We start from the raw sequence: 18310 nt of genomic DNA, 5'->3' as shown, positions 1-18310 counted from the left end.
GTAAACGAAAACCGAACCGACGCCAGCAGCTAGTCGGAAATTAATACGAAAAGAATCGTAGCCATTTGCCTGTATGCGGCAAATGGCCAGTCGGATCTTAAGGGAGTACCGGTGTGACGAGCCAATGGTGATCGAGCATCCACTGGGTCGCGGGCATTAGAGTGTATTCAACACACAGCAGTCCCACCAGCGTCATCACCACGGTGTAAGGCAGTGCCATCCACACCATACGGCCGTAGGAGAGGCGAATCAGCGGCGCCAGGGCGGAGGTCAGCAGGAACAGAAATGCGGCCTGACCATTCGGCGTCGCCACAGAGGGCAGGTTGGTACCGGTGTTGATCGCCACCGCCAGCAGTTCAAACTGCGGCAGGCTGATCACGCCGTGCTGAAGGGCGGTTTTGGCTTCATTGATGTACACCGTCCCGACGAAAACGTTATCGGAAATGGACGACAGCAGGCCGTTGAACAGGTAGAACAGCGACAGCTGGGCGTGAGGCGACGCCTGAAGCACAAACTGAATCACCGGCGTAAAGAGATGCTGGTCGATAATCACCGCCACCACCGCGAAAAATACGGTCAGCAGGGCAGTGAACGGCAGCGCCTCGGTAAAGGCTTTGCCAATGGCGTGCTCATCGGTGACGCCGGTGAGGCTGGTTGCCAGAATGATCACCGATAACCCTACCAGGCCCACTTCTGCCAGATGCATCGCCAGGGCAATCACCAGCCAGATACCGATAATTCCCTGGGCAATCAGACGCAGGCGGTCCTGGCGGGTGCGTTGCTGGGTACTGCGATCGTCAAAATCTTGTAGCACCTTACGTACCGCCGGCGGCAGCGGCTCGCCATAGCCGAACAGCTTCCATTTTTCCAGCAACAGGCAGGTCAGCAGGCCGCAGATCATCACCGGCAACGTCACCGGGGACATGCGTAAAAAGAACTCACCGAAGTGCCAGCCCGCCGCTTTGGCAATAATCAGGTTTTGTGGTTCGCCGACCATGGTCATCACACCACCCAGGGCGGTGCCGACGCCGGCATGCATCATCAGGCTGCGCAGAAAGCCACGGAACTGTTCCAGCACGTCGCGATAGTGCTGGTCGATATGGCTGTCGTCTAGCATATCGTTATCATCCGGGCGCGCGGAGGCCACGCGATGGTAGATGCCATAGAAACCGACCGCGACACTTATCACCACCGCCACGACGGTTAATGCATCAAGGAAAGCAGAGAGGAAAGCTGCCGCCAGACAAAAAGCGAGCGACAGCAGCATCTTGCTCCGAATCCCTAGCAGCAAACGGGTAAAGATAAACAGCAGCAGCTGCTTCATGAAGTAGATACCCGCCACCATAAACATCAGCAGCAGCAGTACCTCAAGGTTACTGGCGATCTCGTCGCGAATATGTTCGGGGCTGGTCATGCCGATAAACACGGCTTCAATCGCCAGCAGGCCTCCCGGCAGCAGTGGGTAGCACTTCAGCGCCATGGCAAGGGTGAAGATAAACTCAACCACCAGCATCCACCCGGCAATGAAAGGGTCGAAATAAAAGGCCAGTGGGTTAATGAGTAAAACGATCAGCAGCGTTAGCTTATACCAGTCCGGTGACTGACCAAGAAAATTGCGCCATAGTGCGCGGCCGTACGATATTTCCACGACAGACATCCTTCCCGTCAATTTAATGACATGATTTTGCACGTAACTATGTGCAAGATTACCAGTTGAGCAAAATGAGAAGCAACTTTCTTCGCCTCGCGTTCCGGGAATGCATTCTGTGACGGAAGGCGGAAAATGAAACAGCGAACCCTTTTTAATTACCTCGTGGCGCTATCTGCCCTATAACGGCTCTGGTATGATGAGTAGAATTTGCAACGCTGTGTAATGGAAATCTAACTATGGTCATTAAGGCGCAAAGCCCTGCGGGTTTCGCGGAAGAGTACATTATTGAGAGTATCTGGAATAATCGTTTCCCCCCAGGCACCATCCTCCCTGCTGAACGTGAACTTTCTGAACTGATCGGTGTGACCCGCACGACCTTACGCGAAGTGTTGCAGCGTCTGGCCCGTGACGGCTGGTTAACCATCCAGCACGGTAAGCCGACGAAGGTGAATAATTTCTGGGAAACATCCGGGCTGAATATCCTCGAAACTCTGGCGCGTCTTGATCATGACAGCGTTCCACAGCTGATTGATAATCTGCTGTCGGTGCGGACCAACATCTCCACCATTTTCATCCGTACCGCTTTCCGCCAGCATCCTGAAGATGCGCTGAAAGTGCTTGCCAGCGCGCGTGAGGTCGAAGACCACGCTGACGCGTTTGCCGACCTGGATTACAACATTTTCCGCGGCCTGGCGTTTGCCTCTGGCAACCCGATCTACGGGCTGATCATCAACGGGATGAAAGGCCTGTATACCCGCATCGGCCGCCACTATTTTGCCAACCCGGAAGCCCGCAGCCTGGCGCTCGGTTTCTACCACCAGTTGACAAAAATATGTGAAGAAGGGCAGCACGAGCAGGTTTACGAAATCGTCCGTCGCTACGGTCATGACAGCGGCGAAATCTGGCATCGGATGCAGAAAACCATGCCGGGCGATCTCGTGATCGGCATGCGCTAACTGTCGCAGACTCCTGAACAAAAACGCCCGGCGATGAGCCGGGCGTTTTTGTTTGCTGCGTCAGCGCCTGTTACAGCGAATTCGGGCGCGGCGGGCTGCGTTCCAGCAGTTCGATGCTGCCATCGGCATTTTGTTGCTCCAACAGGATATCAAACCCCCACAGGCGATGAACGTGCTTGAGCACTTCCCGACGCCCTTTATCCAGCGGTGCGCGGTTATGCGGCACGTAGCGCAGCGTCAGGGAACGATCGCCACGCAGGTCGACGCTCCAGACCTGAATATTCGGCTCCAGGTTGCTGAGATTGTACTGAGCGGACAGCTTCGCGCGAATCTCACGATATCCCTCTTCGTTGTGGATCGCCGAAATCTCCAGATAGTTGTTATGATCGTCATCCAGTACCGTAAAGAAGCGGAAATCACGCATAATTTTCGGCGACAGGAACTGACTGATAAAACTCTCATCTTTAAAATCACGCATTGCAAAATGCAGCGTTTCCAGCCAGTCGGAACCGGCAATGTCCGGGAACCAGTAACGATCCTCTTCGGTCGGAGATTGGCAAATACGTTTGATATCCTGGAACATGGCGAAGCCAAGCGCATACGGGTTAATCCCGTTATACCACTGGCTGTTATAGGGCGGCTGGAACACCACGTTAGTGTGGCTGTGCAAGAACTCCAGCATAAAGCGCTCGGTCACTTTCCCTTCATCATACAGATGGTTGAGGATGGTGTAGTGCCAGAAGGTCGCCCAGCCTTCGTTCATCACCTGGGTCTGTTTCTGCGGGTAAAAATACTGGCTGACCTTACGCACAATACGCAGGATCTCGCGCTGCCACGGCTCCAGCAACGGCGCGTTTTTCTCCATAAAGTACAGCAGGTTTTCCTGCGGCTCTGACGGATAGCGACGGGCGGATTCGATGGTCTTCTCTTCTTCGCGCTTCGGCAGGGTTCGCCACAGCATATTCACCTGACTTTGCAGATACTCTTCCCGGCTTTTCTGCCGCGCTTTCTCCTCCTGCAACGAGATTTTCTGCGGACGTTTGTAGCGATCGACGCCGTAGTTCATCAGGGCATGGCAGGAGTCGAGCAGCTTCTCGACCTCATCAACGCCATAGCGCTCTTCGCAGTCGGTAATGTATTTGCGGGCAAAAATCAGGTAGTCAATGATGGAGCTGGCGTCGGTCCAGCTGCGGAACAGATAGTTATTTTTGAAGAAGGAGTTATGCCCGTAGCAGGCGTGGGCCATCACCAGCGCCTGCATGGTAATGGTGTTCTCCTCCATCAGATAGGCGATGCAGGGGTTAGAGTTGATGACAATCTCATAGGCCAGGCCCTGCTGACCGTGCTTATAAGCCTGTTCGGTTTCGATGAATTTCTTACCGAACGACCAGTGTGGGTAGTTGATGGGCATACCGACGCTGGAGTAGGCATCCATCATCTGTTCGGAGGTAATGACTTCGATTTGGTGTGGATAGGTGTCGAGACGATACAGCTTCGCTACCCGGTCAACCTCGGCAAGGTAGGTTTCCAACAGTTCAAAAGTCCAGTCGGGTCCATCGCTTAAACGAGTGGTGTCCCTGTTCATGGAATCAATCGTAGCCATTAGCGCGCCCTCGTTGTAGGTGGCCCTCTCTGTGCGGAGAGCCTCCCAATAAGCATAGAACACTGCATGACAAACTGCGCCTGCGGACAATTTCTTTTCTTCGCGATTTAGCAATCTTAAAGGCCTGATCTCGGCTTATTTGCAGAATATTATTCTGAGTAAAAATGAAGTGCAGCAGGAGATAGTAAATCCATAGGGGCAGTGCTGGTGCGGTGTGCTGTGAGTTAAGTCACCATAAATAAAGCGTATGTTGAATAATATTTTCAACTGAGTTATCAATTTGTAATCAGATGATTGTTCTTTAACTATTACGGAGTCGCTATGCGAGTCGTCATACTGGGAAGTGGGGTCGTTGGGGTAGCGAGTGCCTGGTATTTAAGCCAGGCGGGACACGAGGTGACGGTCATTGAACGCCAGCCGGGTGCGGCGGAAGAGACCAGCGCCGCCAATGCCGGGCAAATTTCTCCAGGCTATGCGGCGCCGTGGGCAGCGCCTGGCGTGCCGTTGAAGGCCATCAAATGGATGTTCCAGCGCCACGCACCGCTGGCGATTGGCCTCGACGGTACGCCGTTCCAGCTGAAATGGATGTGGCAGATGCTGCGCAACTGCGATACCCGCCATTACATCGAGAACAAAGGGCGCATGGTGCGTCTGGCGGAGTACAGCCGTGACTGCCTGAAAGCGCTGCGTGAAACCACCGGTATCCAGTATGAAGGCCGTCAGGGTGGCACCCTGCAGCTGTTCCGTACCGAAAAACAGTATGAAAACGCCACCCGCGATATCGCGGTGCTGGAAGAGGCCGGGGTACCGTATCAGCTGCTGGAGGCGAAACGTCTGCTGGAAGTCGAGCCGGCGCTGGCGGAAGTGAGCCACAAGCTTACCGGCGGCCTGCGTCTGCCGAATGATGAAACCGGCGACTGTCAGCTGTTTACCACCCGGCTGGCAGCCATGGCGGAGCAGGCGGGCGTCACGTTCCGCTTTAATACCTCAGTTGATGCGCTGCTGTACGAAGGTGAGCAGATCGCCGGCGTAAAATGTGGCGATGAAATTATTAAAGGCGATGCCTACGTGATGGCCTTTGGCTCTTACTCCACCGCGATGCTGAAGGGGCTGGTGGATATTCCGGTCTATCCGCTGAAAGGCTATTCCCTGACTATTCCAATTGCCGAGGAAGACGGCGCGCCAGTATCGACTATCCTCGATGAGACATACAAAATCGCGATTACCCGTTTTGACCAACGCATTCGCGTCGGGGGCATGGCGGAAATCGTCGGTTTTAATAAAGAGCTGCTGAAACCGCGGCGCGAAACGCTGGAGATGGTGGTGCGCGATCTGTTCCCGCGCGGCGGTCATGTCGAACAGGCGACCTTCTGGACCGGGCTGCGCCCAATGACCCCAGACGGTACACCGGTCGTCGGGCGGACGCCGTATAAGAATTTATGGCTGAATACCGGGCATGGCACTCTGGGCTGGACCATGGCCTGCGGTTCCGGGCAGTTGCTCAGCGATTTGATTTCCGGCCGCACGCCGGCCATTCCGTATGATGACCTTGCCGTTGCACGCTACAGCCCCGGTTTTGTCCCGGCACGCGCGCAGCACCTGCACGGTGTGCATAACTAAGGAGTCTTCATGTCCCGTCCCGTACTGGCCAGCATTGATGTGTCGGCCTTGCGACAGAATTTGCAGATTGTCCGGCGAGCGGCTCCCACATCGCGCCTGTGGGCGGTGGTGAAAGCCAACGCCTATGGCCACGGGCTGTCGCGCGTGTGGAACGCGCTCAGCGGTGCCGATGGTTTTGCGATGCTCAACCTCGAAGAGGCGATCCTGCTGCGTGAGCATGGCTGGAAAGGGCCGATTCTGATGCTGGAAGGTTTCTTCCATGCCGATGAACTGGCATTGTTTGATAAGTACCGTCTGACCACCAGCGTTCACAGCAACTGGCAAATCAAGGCGCTCCAGCAGGCGAAGCTACACGCGCCGCTAGATATCTACGTCAAGGTTAACAGCGGCATGAATCGCCTCGGCTTTATGCCGGACCGGATCCACATCGTCTGGCAGCAGCTGCGGGCGCTGAGTAACGTCAGCGAAATGACGCTGATGTCGCATTTTGCCGATGCGGAAAATCCGCAGGGGATTATTGAGCCGATGCGGCGTATTGAGCAGGCGGCAGAGGGGCTGGACTGCCCACGTTCGCTGTCCAACTCCGCGGCGACCCTGTGGCATCCGGAAGCCCATTTTGATTGGGTCAGACCGGGAATTGTGCTGTATGGCGCTTCACCGTCCGGGCAGTGGCAGGATATTGCCAATAGCGGCCTCAAGCCGGTGATGACCCTCAGCAGCGAAATCATTGCCGTGCAGAACCTGAAAGCGGGAGATGCGGTGGGCTACGGTGGCTTATACCGGGCCTCTGGCGAGCAGCGCATCGGGATTGTGGCCTGCGGTTATGCCGACGGATATCCGCGTCTGGCACCGGGCAACACGCCGGTACTGGTCGACGGCGTGCGCACTACCACGGTAGGGCGCATATCGATGGATATGCTGGCGGTGGATTTAACGCCGTGCCCGCAGGCCGGCATCGGCGCGCCGGTGGAACTGTGGGGCAAAGAGATTAAAATTGACGATGTTGCCAGCGCCTGCGGCACCGTCGGCTACGAGTTAATGTGTGCGCTGGCGCCTCGCGTGCCGGTAGTGACAGGGTAACTTCCCCTAAGACGGCGCCTCCGTCGAACGTATATATCCAAAATAATTTGAGTTGCTTGTAGGCGGCAAAACCGTAAATCCCCAGGAGCTTACTCAGGTAAGTGACTGGGGTGAACGGGGGCAGCCAACAGCCAAGCAACTTGAAGGATGAAGGGTATAAGCCAGAATTTCAATCGGTTGCTGACATTCTGGCTTTTCCATCACCACGGTCAAAAAAACCAGCGCCTCAGGCCTGCCAACTGGCAAGAATGCCCATGACATGACTACAATGCACGTGCAAACAGCGTCGATTATGGGATAGCAATGATGAGTTTTGCCCGATACCTCAATAAAGCGGGTCTGACAGTCGCCTCGCTAATCAAAAAGATGGCGATTGGCCTGCTTATCATGGTGATCGTTTTTTTTGCCGGGCGAATTTACGAGACGCAGCGGGGGCCGGCACTGCATCCGTGGCACACCTGGTCCGCTGATGAAATGTCCGCCGCTGAGATTGATCGCACCACCTTCGCCGGGTATCAGGTGCGAGAAGCGGCGATTTTTCGCGATATGAAGACCGAGTTGACGGACAAGCTTGATGATGATGAAAAAACGTCGCTTAACCGTTTTTACGCGCACAGTCAGGTCTACCCGCAACAGTTTCAGCCAGACTGGAATCGCTCCTTTGTGCTGCTGCCTGAAGGGACGCCGCGCGGTGCCGCGGTGTTGCTGCATGGGTTGACGGACTCGCCCTACAGCGTGCGCTATCTGGCAACCGCCTACCAGCAACAGGGGTTCGTTGCCGTGGTACCGAGGCTGCCGGGGCACGGTACTGCGCCGGGATCGCTGACCGCCGTAGACTGGCAGCAGTGGCTGGCGACAACCCGACTGGCGGTGCGCGAAGCTACCCGGCTGGCCGGGGGAAAGGTGCCGTTGCATGTGATCGGCTATTCCAATGGCGGCGCGCTGGCGCTGAAATATGCGCTCGACGCGCTGGATGATAAAACCTTGCCTGAGCCGCAGCAGATAGTCCTGCTGTCGCCGATGATCGGGGTAACCGCCTTTGCCCGCTTTGCCGGGCTGACGGGAATACCGGCAGTGTTTCCGGCTTTTGCGCGGGCGGCATGGCTCAACGTGGTGCCCGAGTTTAACCCTTATAAATACAACTCCTTCCCGGTGAAGGCGGCCCGCCAGTCGTGGCTGTTAACCCATGCGCTGCAGGAACAAATCGTGCAGGACTCCCGCACGCAGCGTCTGGCGGCGCTGGCGCCGGTGCTGACGTTTCAGTCGGTGATGGACTCCACGGTCAGCACCCGGGCGGTGGTGGATTCTCTGTACCGCTATTTACCGGATAACGGCAGCGAGCTGGTAGTGTTTGATATCAACCAGGCCGCGAATTTGCGCGCGCTGTTTCGACCTGCGGTCTACACCGCGCTCAGTACCCTCCTGCCGCCTGTACCGCGCCGGTACAGCACCACGGTGATCACCAATGCGTCGCCCACGACCTACGATACCGTCGCTCGTACAACGCCAGCAGGCGAGAAAATGGAGCAGGTGACGCCGTTGAACATCGCGTGGCCGCAGGATATGTATTCGCTGTCGCACGTGGCGGTGCCGTTCCCGATGAGCGATTCGCTGTATGGCCGCGAGCCGACGCAAAAGAATCGTTATGGCATCAGCATCGGTACGATTTCGCTGCGCGGTGAAACCGCAACCCTGAGCGTCGGACTGGATACGCTGATGCGCGTCACTTCCAATCCGTTCTTCCCGTATATGATGGCGCGCATTCAGCAACATATCCCCGGCACCGTCCCGCCGTCAGCAAAATAGATCTTATCGATCGGCCATAAGCACGGTGTATTACCAGTAATTGGGATCGGCGAGATTTGCAAAGCGTGTTTATTATTTCCAGAATAAATAACTTACCGCTGATTTTTTTCTTTAAGGAAAAACCTATGCAACAGTGTCGGCCGATGGTGTGGGGAACCCTGATGCTTTTCGCTTCTGCGGTGCAGGCTGAGGAGCCGGTTTACGGCGAGACGCGCATCAGCGGTTGGTGGAACTGGCTGAAAAATGATGTGTCGCAAACCTGGAACCAGCCGCAAAACTATGACCTGTATCTGCCGTTTCTGAGCTGGCACAACCGCTTAACCTACGATAAAGAAAAAACGGATAACTACAATGAGATGCCCTGGGGCGGCGGCTTCGGCTTCTCTCGCTACCACGATGACGGCGACTGGAGTTCGCTGTATGCCATGATGTTTAAGGATTCGCATAACAAGTGGCAGCCGATCGTCGGCTACGGCTGGGAAAAGGGCTGGTATCTGGATAGCCGCAAGGATTTCCGCCTCGGCCTCGGCGTGACTGCCGGGATCACCGCCCGTGATGATTTCGCGAATTACGTCCCTTTGCCGATTATTCTGCCGCTATTCTCCGCCAGCTACCGGCGGCTGAGCGTACAGTTCACCTATATTCCCGGCACCTACAACAACGGTAACGTCCTGTTTGCCTGGCTTCGCTATGGCTTTTAAACCCGTAGCATTAAAGGGTGATCACTTTTTTAGCGACCGAATTTGATAACGCCAGCATTGAAATCAATACCGAGGCGATAAACGTCAGGGCAATCAGAATTAATTTTGTCGTCAGCGACCCGATGGGAATAAGCGCGCTAAGCAGATGGAAAATGGAGTAATGAAGGATATAGACCCCGGTCATCGTTTTGCTGATCGCCGCCAGAATACTCTCTTTAAACTCGCTGTTTTTACGAAAACGAACGCCGTTTGCCGCAATAACCAAGGCGACAACCAGAATATAAATTTGCGAACCCGTCAGAATGAACGCATTTCTATCGGCCTTAAACAGCGCAAAAAAGAAATGACGTTCATAAAACCAGGTGAAAATATAAATAAACGGTATGGCGATCATCGCGGCTTTGACCACCTTATCGCGACTAAGCCAGCGAACAACCAGAGGGTCGTTAAACAGTTGGCCGGTTAAATAGAATAGCAGCCAGGTCCACAGGCGATACTGTGGGGCCAGGGTTAGTGCATGAATGTCGGGGAAGAGAACCGCCAGCAGATCGTAGCCGTAGGAGAAAAGCAGCAAGCCGGATACTACGCCAAAAAACAGCCTTCTGCGCAGGCTTAGCCATTCGACCACCGGGTGAAAGGTATAAATCACAATAAAGGCGAAGACAAACCACGGCTGGATAAGATAACCGCGCTGGTAAGGCTCCCAGAGATAGTAAATCGTCACCCAAAACAGAAAGACGATCACCACGCTTTTAATTTTCCCCATCTGCCAGCGGGCGTTGTGCCGGGATTGTGCATCGAGATAGCCCGCCACCACAAAAAACAGCGGGGTGGCGATGGTCGAGATAAAGGTCAGAAAACCGAGGATCCAGTGATAGTCGTAATCATAGCGATCCCAGGTGTTATAGATGGTAAAGAACGTTACCGCCGTCATGCATCCCAGCGTTTTAATAATATTCAGCCCGGTGGTGTTCATTGTGGTTGCGGCTTATCCTTGTGGTGGAAACAGGCGTAAATCACCGGCAGAACCAGCAGCGTCAGGATGGTCGCGAAACCGAGCCCAAACATGATAACCACCGCCATACTCTGGAAGAACACGTCCAGCAGCAGCGGCGCCAGCCCGAGCACGGTGGTGAAGGCGGTGAGCAGAATAGGGCGCAAACGCGAGGTTGCCGCATACAGAATCGCCTCATGCTGTGGCTTTTCCTGCTTTTGCTGTTCAATCTCTTCCACCAGCACGATACCGTTGCGGATAAGCATGCCGCTCAGGCTCAGTAAACCGATAAGCGCCATAAAACCGAACGGGATGCCGGTTATTAAAAAGCCCGGCGTGACGCCGATCAGCGCCAGCGGCACGGTCAGCCAGATGGCAACGGCATTTTTCAGCGAGCTGAACATCAGGACGGTGATGACAAACATCACCAGATAACCTAATGGCAGAGTGGTGAACAGTCCCTGCTGCGCTTCGCTGGAGTTTTCCGCATCGCCTCCCCATTCAATGCTGTATCCGTGCGGCAGACCGAGCGCGTTAATCTGCGGCTGCACGCGTGCCAGAACGTCGCCCGGGGTTTGGTTGCTCAGCGGGTCCGGGTCGGTCATGACCGTGAGTACGCGACTGCGGTCGCGACGCAGAATCAACGGATCTTCCCATTCGAGGTTAAAACCGCTGACGACATTGCTTAGCGGAATATATTGCTGACGGCTTTGGCTCCACACCAGCACGTTGTTCAGATGGTTCGCATCCTGACGTTCATCGGCTGGCGGGCGCACCACCACCGGCAACAGGTCGGCACCTTCCCGGTATAACCCCGCGCGGCTGCCGGAAAAGTTCATCTGCAGCGCCTCATCGATATCCTGCTTATCGACGCCCAGTTCACGGCCCAGGGTGGGGGAATATTGCGGGCGAATCGTTTTGCTGCGGTTTTGCCAGTCGTTACGCACGCTGCTGATGGCCGGATCTGCGGTGAGGATTGCGCTGACCTGGCTGGCTATCAGCCGCAATCTGTCGGGGTCAGGGCCTTTAACCCGCACCTCGATGGCGCTGTCGCCGGACGGGCCGAACATCACCCGTTTGCTGCTGGCATTTACCTGCGGATAGTGGCGGGCAATGTAGGCATCCACGTGGCGAGTGAGAGCAGCAATATTGCGCTGGTCGTCCATGCGCACCATGATCTGCGCATAGTTACTGTATTGTCGCTGGCCGCTGTAGGTAAGGATAAAGCGCATGCTGCCCTGGCCGACGGTCGCCACGGTAGTGACCACGCCAGGCTGGCCGTTAATTGCGGTTTCGATATCGCTGGCCATTTGTTCCGTTGCGGCAATATCGGTGCCGTAGGGCAGCCACAGATCAACAAAAAAGATCGGCGTGTTGGATGACGGGAAAAAGTTCTGTCGCACCGAACCGAATCCCCAGATAGCGGCGGCCAGCAGCGCGGCCATCACCACCAGGGTGGCGGTTTTCTGCAGCAACAGAGCGTTGAGGATCTTCTGATAGCTGCGGTAAAAACCGCCACGGTAGGGATCGGCCTCGGCGGCGGGCGCCGGGGAGACGTTCCCCTTGAACAGCCACCATTTGATCAGCACCGGGGTAATGGTGAGCGCTGAGAACCAGCTGAGCATCAGGGAGATTAACAGCACCTGGAACAGCGATTTGCAATATTCCCCGGTCGAGTCCTGCGACAGGCCGATTGGCGCAAAGGCGAGGATCGCAATCACGGTTGCCCCCAGCAGGGGCAGGGCGGAGCGGCGGATCACATAGTTGATGGCGGTGAGCAGCGTGGAGCCCTGCTGGCGAGCAATCAACACCCCCTCGACGATCACGATGGCGTTATCGACCAGCATACTGAGGGCGATGATCAGCGCTCCCAGCGAAATACGCTGTAGCTCGATGCCCCACAGATACATAATCAGTAGCGTGCCCAGCACGTTGAGGGCCAGCGAGAAGGCAATGATAATCCCGCTGCGAACCCCCATAAAAATCAGCAGCACGCCGACAACAATGGCCAGCGCCATCAGGAAATTAGTGATAAAGCCGTTCACCGAGTGGCCGACTTCCGCCGCCTGATCGTAGAACAGAACGATATGGATCCCGGCAGGTTTTTCCGCCGACATTTGGGCAAGTTTTGCTTCCAGCGCGCGACCCACATCAATGACGTTGACGCCAGGGATAAACGACACGCCCATCGTCACCGCCTGGCGACCATTGGCGTGATATATGCTGGAGGGGGTTTCGCTCAGGCCACGGGATATTGTCGCAATATCCCGTAAGCGCGTGGCGGCCCCGGTACCGTGTGGGTTGACAGGAAGGTCGCCCAGCTCGTCGATATTCTCAAATTCTCCGGTCGGATGCAGGCGAATGGACTCGCTACCGGATCTGATCTCCCCGGCGCTGGAAACGACGTTCAGGCGACCAAGAATGGCGGAAAGCTGGCTGAGGGTAATGCCGCGCGCGGCCATTTTAGGCAAAGAGATATCAATATTAATTTGCTGCGGGATTTCACCGCCGATAGCGACCTTGCCGACGCCGGGCACCAGTACCAGCTCCCGACGCAGCTGTTCGGCGTAGCGGGCCAGCTCTGGGTTGGTAAAATTATCGCCGGAAATCGCAAAGAAGAAGCCGAACACGTCGCCGAAATCATCGTTTACGAAAGGAGTAACCACCCCTGGCGGGAAGAGGCGGGCCGCATCGCCGACCCGGCGCCGCAGCTCATCCCAAATTTGCGGCAGCTCGTTGGAGTGGTAATTCGAGGCGATATTAACGGTAATCTGCGACAGTCCGTTGGATGAAATTGAACTGACGTTATCGAGATAGGGCAGCTGTTGCAGGGCGTTTTCCAGCGGAAGGGTGACCTCTTCTTCGACCTGCTGCGCCGAGGCGCCCGGATAGTGGGTAATGACCACCGCCGTTTTGATGGTAAAGGCCGGATCTTCCAGGCGGCCGATATTGAGCAAAGCGAAAATACCGCCAATGCCCAGCAGCAGAATGGATAACCAGACGCGAACGGGATTATTAATAAACTGGCGAGAGATATCCATTACAGGCCTCGTTCACGCGTCCAGATACGCACCGGCTGTTGCGCATGCAATTCGTTTACGCCAGCCGCCACCACACGTTCGCCGACGCTGAGTCCCTCGGTGATCACCACTCCCTGGGTTGTGACCTGCCCGACACGCACTTTGCGGTCTTCCAGCTGCAGCTGATCTCCATCACCTTTGATCACCCACACGTGGGGCTCGTTGCGCTGATGATTATCGGGATTGAACACCGCTTCAACCGGAACCACCAGCGCCTCGCGACCCGCATTGGCGGGCAGGTTTGCCAGATTGATGGTCACGGTGCCGCTGACGCCGCCCACCGTCGGGAAATCCGCCGGGCGTGGCATGGTCAAAATCACCTGCCAGGTGAGGGTATGGTTATCGCTGCTGCCGGAATGTTCTTTGTACTCGGCAGTGAACTGGCGATTCGGCAGGGAGTTGATTTTCACGATCGGGCGATACTGCGCGTTGCGGATATCAAAGGCGGTAAACAGGTTTTCCGGGATGCTGAACACCACGTCGAGGAGATCGGTGCGCGTCAGGGTCACAACGGTCTGGCCAGCGGCAACCACCTGGTGATTGCGGACCGGCACGCTGGCCGCAATCCCGCTAAACGGCGCGTTTAGCGTCATCTGGTCAAGCTCTTCGCGGGCAATTTTCAGCGCGGCATTGGCCGAATCGCGACTGGCACGCTGGACGTCCATTTCGGCTTTTGAAATCGCCTGGCGGCCTGCGAGGGTCTGAAAACGGTCGAACTGCCGCTGTGCAAGCGTAGCGGCGGTTTGTCGTTCATTTAAACGCTGCTGGGCTTCCCGCGCGTTAAGCCGGGCCAGCACCTGCCCTTGCGTAATGCTCGCCCCCTGGCGTACGTCGAGTGATTCAATCTGGCCGCCGCGTTTAAACGACAGGTCCGTTGAGTCACCGGACTCGATACGTGCCGGGAAAATACGCTGCTGTGAATCACCGACGGCGGCGACCTCCACCACTTTAACCATCCGTGGCAATGGTGCGACCTGCGGCGCTTTCTGATCGCAAGCTGTTGTTATTAAAATAACAACAGGAATGAGAGAAAAATAACGGTTCACTGTATTCCCCTCAGAGCTAAATGGTTTGTTTTACATATTTTTCACAAACGTTGGGATTATTCAGCCAAAGCAGAAACAACGACATAAGTTAATAACCCTGTGGCCGTGCAGGCGATTATTGCCAGGGCGATAAAGAGGCTCAGGCGAAACAGATTATAACCAAACATCGTTACTCCCTCAGTGTTAATCATATGGCAAGAAATATCTCATCTACTTAATTATTGAATGGTTTTTACAGGCACTGTTGCTCCTGATTATGAGCATAGTCGTAGAAAAGCGGAAATGTTAAAAAGAGTAAAAATTGCCCTTATGTCGACGATTTGCTGTCATTTTCAGCCGATTTGTCTGAGGTCGACGGTCTCTGTGATATTTTTTAATATAATAATTGGTAGTTTCATAATGTTAACAGTCCTGTGCTACGTTTAATTATACCGACTTCTGCGCCAGCTTTGGTTCTTGAGATTCTTTCCTCAATACGACACGTTGGGCGTTATTCGCCCTCTATTCTATTGGTAACAAAAGGATTGTTTCTATGTATAAAAATATACTGGTCCCGGTTGATGTCTTTGAAATCGGCCTGGCCGACAAAGCGTTATCCCATGCGCAATTTCTTGCCAACAGCGATTCCGGACAAATTCATTTACTACACGTAAACCCACGTTTTTCTCCTGAACTGACGCGCGGGTTTATTTCTGATGCGCGAAAAATGGATGACTATCTGATTAAAAACTCTGAGGAAAAACTCAGCGAGCTGGCCAAAAAGTCGACCCTCGACGAGAGTGATATCCACATTCATGTGCGCAGCGGCAATATCCGTGATGAGGTGATAAAACTGGCTGATGAACTGCAGGCTGACGTGGTGATTATTGGCTCGCGCAACCCCAATATTCAGACGCATTTGCTGGGCTCTGAGGCGGCAAGCATCGTTCGTTATGCTCACGTTCCGGTTTTTGTTGTGCGTTAAGGGCGGCTGACGCTGTTCTGATTTCCGTTACAGGAGTGAGGGGATAACTATGAGTACAGACAAACCGGCTGGCCCGTTCTACAGGCTCTCCGTCGATGAAACCCTGACCAGCACCAACAGTTCCTCAGAAGGTATTAGCAGTGCCGAAGCGGCTTCGCGACTTCAGCAGTACGGCGAGAACGCGTTACCCCAAAAGCCGGGCAAGCCCGCGTGGCTGCGCTTCCTGGCACATTTCAACGATGTCCTGATTTACGTCCTGCTGGCTGCCGCGCTCTTGACGGCGGTCATGGGTCACTGGGTCGATACCCTCGTGATTCTCGGGGTCGCGGTCATCAACGCCCTGATTGGGCATATTCAGGAAAGTAATGCGGAAAAATCGCTGCAGAGCATTCGCAATATGCTGTCCAGCGAGGCGGTGGTGGTCCGTCAGGGGAACCATGAAACGGTGCCGACTACCGCATTGGTCCCGGGCGATATCGTGGTGATCCGCGCTGGTGACCGAATTCCGGCCGACCTGCGGGTGATTGAAGCCCACAATCTGCGGGTGGAAGAAGCCATTCTTACCGGCGAGTCGACGGTGGTGGAAAAAAGCACTGAGGCGCTGAGCGGCGAGCTACCCCTCGGCGATCGCACCAACCTGTTGTTTTCGGGTACCACGGTCAGCTCCGGCGGGGGCAAAGGCCTCGTGGTGGCGACCGGCGGTGATACCGAACTGGGCCATATCAACCAGATGATGGCGGATATTGAAAAGCACCGGACGCCGCTGCTGGTTCAGATGGATAAGCTTGGCAAAGCCATCTTTATTATCATCCTGGTGATGATGGCGGCGCTGTTTGTCTTCAGCCTGCTGTTCCGCGATATGCCGGTTTCAGAGCTGATGCTCTCGCTGATTAGCCTTGCGGTAGCGTCGGTGCCGGAAGGGTTGCCGGCCATCATCTCGATCATTCTCTCGCTCGGCGTGCAGACCATGGCGCGGCAGAAGGCGATCATTCGTAAACTGCCGACCGTTGAGACCCTCGGGGCGATGACGGTGATTTGCTCGGATAAAACCGGGACGCTGACCATGAACGAGATGACGGTCAAAGCCGTCATTACGGCGGATACCGTCTATCGAGTCGAAGGCGATAGCTATGAGCCGGTTGGAAATATTCATCCTGTTGATGGTTCTGGGCCGGTGGTGGTCGCCCCGGGTACGCTGCTTGAACGCTATTTGCGCACCATTGATTTATGTAATGACAGCCAGCTGATCAAGGATGAAAGCGGGTTATGGAAAATCACCGGTGGCCCGACGGAAGGGGCGCTGAAGGTGCTGGCGGCGAAAATCGCGCTGCCGACGCTGGCGACCGAGTTGCGCAGCAAAATTCCGTTCGATTCGCAGTACAAATATATGTCTACGCTGTATCGGATCGGTGATGAAGAGATGATCTTAATTACCGGCGCCCCGGACGTTCTGTTCCGGCTGTGTCAGCAGCAGCAGACGGATGATGGCCTGCAGCCGCTGGATCAGCCCTACTGGGAAGCCAAAATTGAAGAGTACGCGCGGGAAGGGTTGCGTATGGTGGCGGCGGCGTGGAAACCTGCGGCCAACGGGCAAACCGAGCTGACGCATCAGGATTTACAGCAAGGGGTGATCCTTCTCGGTATTGCCGGGATGATGGATCCGCCGCGTCCGGAGGCGATTACGGCGATTGGCGACTGCCTGCAGGCGGGGATCCGGGTGAAGATGATCACCGGCGATCATCCGCAAACGGCGATGAGCATCGGCAAAATGCTCGGCATTGGCAATGCGGAAAATGCCATCACCGGGCGTGAACTGGAGGTGATGGACGACCTGCAGCTCAGCGAAGCCGCGCAGAAATTTGATATTTTCGCCCGCACCAGCCCGGAAGATAAATTCCGCCTGGTGCAGGCGCTGCAGAGCAGAAAAGAGGTGGTAGGGATGACCGGCGACGGGGTCAACGATGCGCCGGCGCTGAAGCAAGCTGATGTCGGGATTGCCATGGGCATTAAGGGAACAGAGGTGACCAAGGAAGCGGCCGATATGGTGCTGACGGATGATAACTTCGCCACCATCGCCAGTGCGGTCAGAGAAGGGCGGCGGGTGTACGATAACCTGAAGAAAACCATTCTCTTCATTATGCCAACCAACCTGGCGCAGGGGCTGTTAATCATCATTGCGCTGCTGGCGGGGAATTTGATCCCATTGACCCCGGTGCTGATCTTATGGATGAACATGGCGACCTCCGCCACGCTCTCCTTCGGCCTGGCGTTTGAAGCCGGCGAGAAGAACATCATGCAGCGGCCGCCGCGCGATCCCAAACTGCATGTGATGGATGGTTTCGCTATCTGGAGGGTGATATTTGTTGGTTCAATGATTGCCGTAAGCGCCTTCGTGCTGGAAGCCTGGCTCCAGCCGCGCGGCTACTCGCCGGAGTTTATTCGTACGGTCCTGCTGCAAACCCTGGTGACGGCCCAGTGGTTTTATATGCTCAACTGCCGCATATCCGACGGTTTTTCTCTGAGTAAAGGATTGCTGGCAAACCGCGGTATCTGGATCGTCAGCGGCGTCCTGCTGCTGTTGCAGCTGCTGATCATCTACGCACCGTTTATGCAGATGTTGTTCGGGACCACCGGGCTGCCGTTCCGCTATTGGGTGATCACCTTTATTATCGGATTTGTGATGTTCCTGATTGTGGAAGTGGAAAAGCCGTTAACCCGCAAATGGCGCACCGCCTGAGGCGAGAGACAAACCAACGCGGCGCATCAGTGGTCTTGAGGGCCACCGATGCGCCTTTGATTGAATGATCAG

12 protein-coding genes are annotated in these 18310 nt (G+C 55.5%); 7 read left to right on the top strand and 5 right to left on the bottom strand.

Translation table 11 applies throughout. The features are described 5' to 3' along the window. Window positions 1-97: 97 nt before the first annotated feature. Complete coding sequence (nhaB, locus tag ACMYSO_RS04790) at window positions 98-1648, bottom strand: sodium/proton antiporter NhaB (RefSeq protein ID WP_434669539.1); 1551 nt, start codon at window positions 1646-1648, stop codon at window positions 98-100. A gap of 239 nt (window positions 1649-1887) precedes the next feature. Between nhaB and fadR the strand changes: the two genes are divergently transcribed. Next, entirely contained in the window at window positions 1888-2607 is a 720-nt protein-coding gene (fadR, locus tag ACMYSO_RS04785) for a fatty acid metabolism transcriptional regulator FadR (protein WP_434584182.1), read from the top strand. A gap of 70 nt (window positions 2608-2677) precedes the next feature. On the opposite strand, the gene ACMYSO_RS04780 is transcribed toward fadR, so the two are convergent. Beyond that, the gene (locus tag ACMYSO_RS04780; RefSeq protein WP_434584183.1) at window positions 2678-4210 is read right to left on the bottom strand and encodes a SpoVR family protein; all 1533 of its coding nucleotides are present in this window, start codon (window positions 4208-4210) and stop codon (window positions 2678-2680) included. Window positions 4211-4531: 321 nt separating this feature from the next. Here ACMYSO_RS04780 and ACMYSO_RS04775 point away from each other — a divergent pair, with 321 nt between their 5' ends. The 4 genes from ACMYSO_RS04775 to pagP all read left to right on the top strand — a co-directional run bounded on the left by ACMYSO_RS04775 (window position 4532) and on the right by pagP (window position 9417). Continuing rightward, complete coding sequence (locus ACMYSO_RS04775) at window positions 4532-5830, top strand: D-amino acid dehydrogenase (RefSeq protein ID WP_434584184.1); 1299 nt, start codon at window positions 4532-4534, stop codon at window positions 5828-5830. 9 nt (window positions 5831-5839) lie between these two features. After that, window positions 5840-6910 (top strand): catabolic alanine racemase DadX, encoded by a 1071-nt coding sequence (gene dadX / locus ACMYSO_RS04770; RefSeq protein WP_434669538.1) that lies wholly within the window; start codon window positions 5840-5842, stop codon window positions 6908-6910. A 303-nt stretch (window positions 6911-7213) separates the two neighbouring features. Beyond that, window positions 7214-8716: an alpha/beta hydrolase gene (locus ACMYSO_RS04765; RefSeq protein ID WP_434669537.1), complete on the top strand. Its 1503-nt coding sequence runs from the start codon at window positions 7214-7216 to the stop codon at window positions 8714-8716. Window positions 8717-8841: 125 nt separating this feature from the next. Next, entirely contained in the window at window positions 8842-9417 is a 576-nt protein-coding gene (gene pagP / locus ACMYSO_RS04760; protein WP_434669536.1) for a lipid IV(A) palmitoyltransferase PagP, read from the top strand. A gap of 10 nt (window positions 9418-9427) precedes the next feature. On the opposite strand, the gene ACMYSO_RS04755 is transcribed toward pagP, so the two are convergent. From ACMYSO_RS04755 to ACMYSO_RS04745, 3 genes are read right to left on the bottom strand one after another with little or no spacing between them, the layout of a single operon-like run. Beyond that, a complete protein-coding gene (locus ACMYSO_RS04755) occupies window positions 9428-10351 on the bottom strand; it encodes an acyltransferase (protein WP_434670737.1) in 924 nt (307 codons plus the stop codon). Between the two features lie 38 nt (window positions 10352-10389). After that, window positions 10390-13452, bottom strand: coding sequence for an efflux RND transporter permease subunit (locus tag ACMYSO_RS04750; RefSeq protein ID WP_434669535.1), 3063 nt, complete (start codon window positions 13450-13452; stop codon window positions 10390-10392). After that, complete coding sequence (locus ACMYSO_RS04745) at window positions 13452-14537, bottom strand: efflux RND transporter periplasmic adaptor subunit (RefSeq protein ID WP_434669534.1); 1086 nt, start codon at window positions 14535-14537, stop codon at window positions 13452-13454. The genes ACMYSO_RS04750 and ACMYSO_RS04745 overlap by 1 nt, the downstream gene beginning before the upstream one ends. A gap of 532 nt (window positions 14538-15069) precedes the next feature. Between ACMYSO_RS04745 and ACMYSO_RS04740 the strand changes: the two genes are divergently transcribed. Then, window positions 15070-15501: a universal stress protein gene (locus ACMYSO_RS04740; protein ID WP_434669533.1), complete on the top strand. Its 432-nt coding sequence runs from the start codon at window positions 15070-15072 to the stop codon at window positions 15499-15501. 49 nt (window positions 15502-15550) lie between these two features. Continuing rightward, a complete protein-coding gene (locus ACMYSO_RS04735; protein ID WP_434669532.1) occupies window positions 15551-18238 on the top strand; it encodes a cation-transporting P-type ATPase in 2688 nt (895 codons plus the stop codon). Window positions 18239-18310 lie beyond the last annotated feature (72 nt).

Source organism: Klebsiella sp. B345 (assembly GCF_051131735.1).
In the GTDB taxonomy this organism is placed as follows: Bacteria; Pseudomonadota; Gammaproteobacteria; order Enterobacterales; family Enterobacteriaceae; genus Klebsiella.
This window is presented reverse-complemented; position numbering and strand designations above follow the sequence as displayed.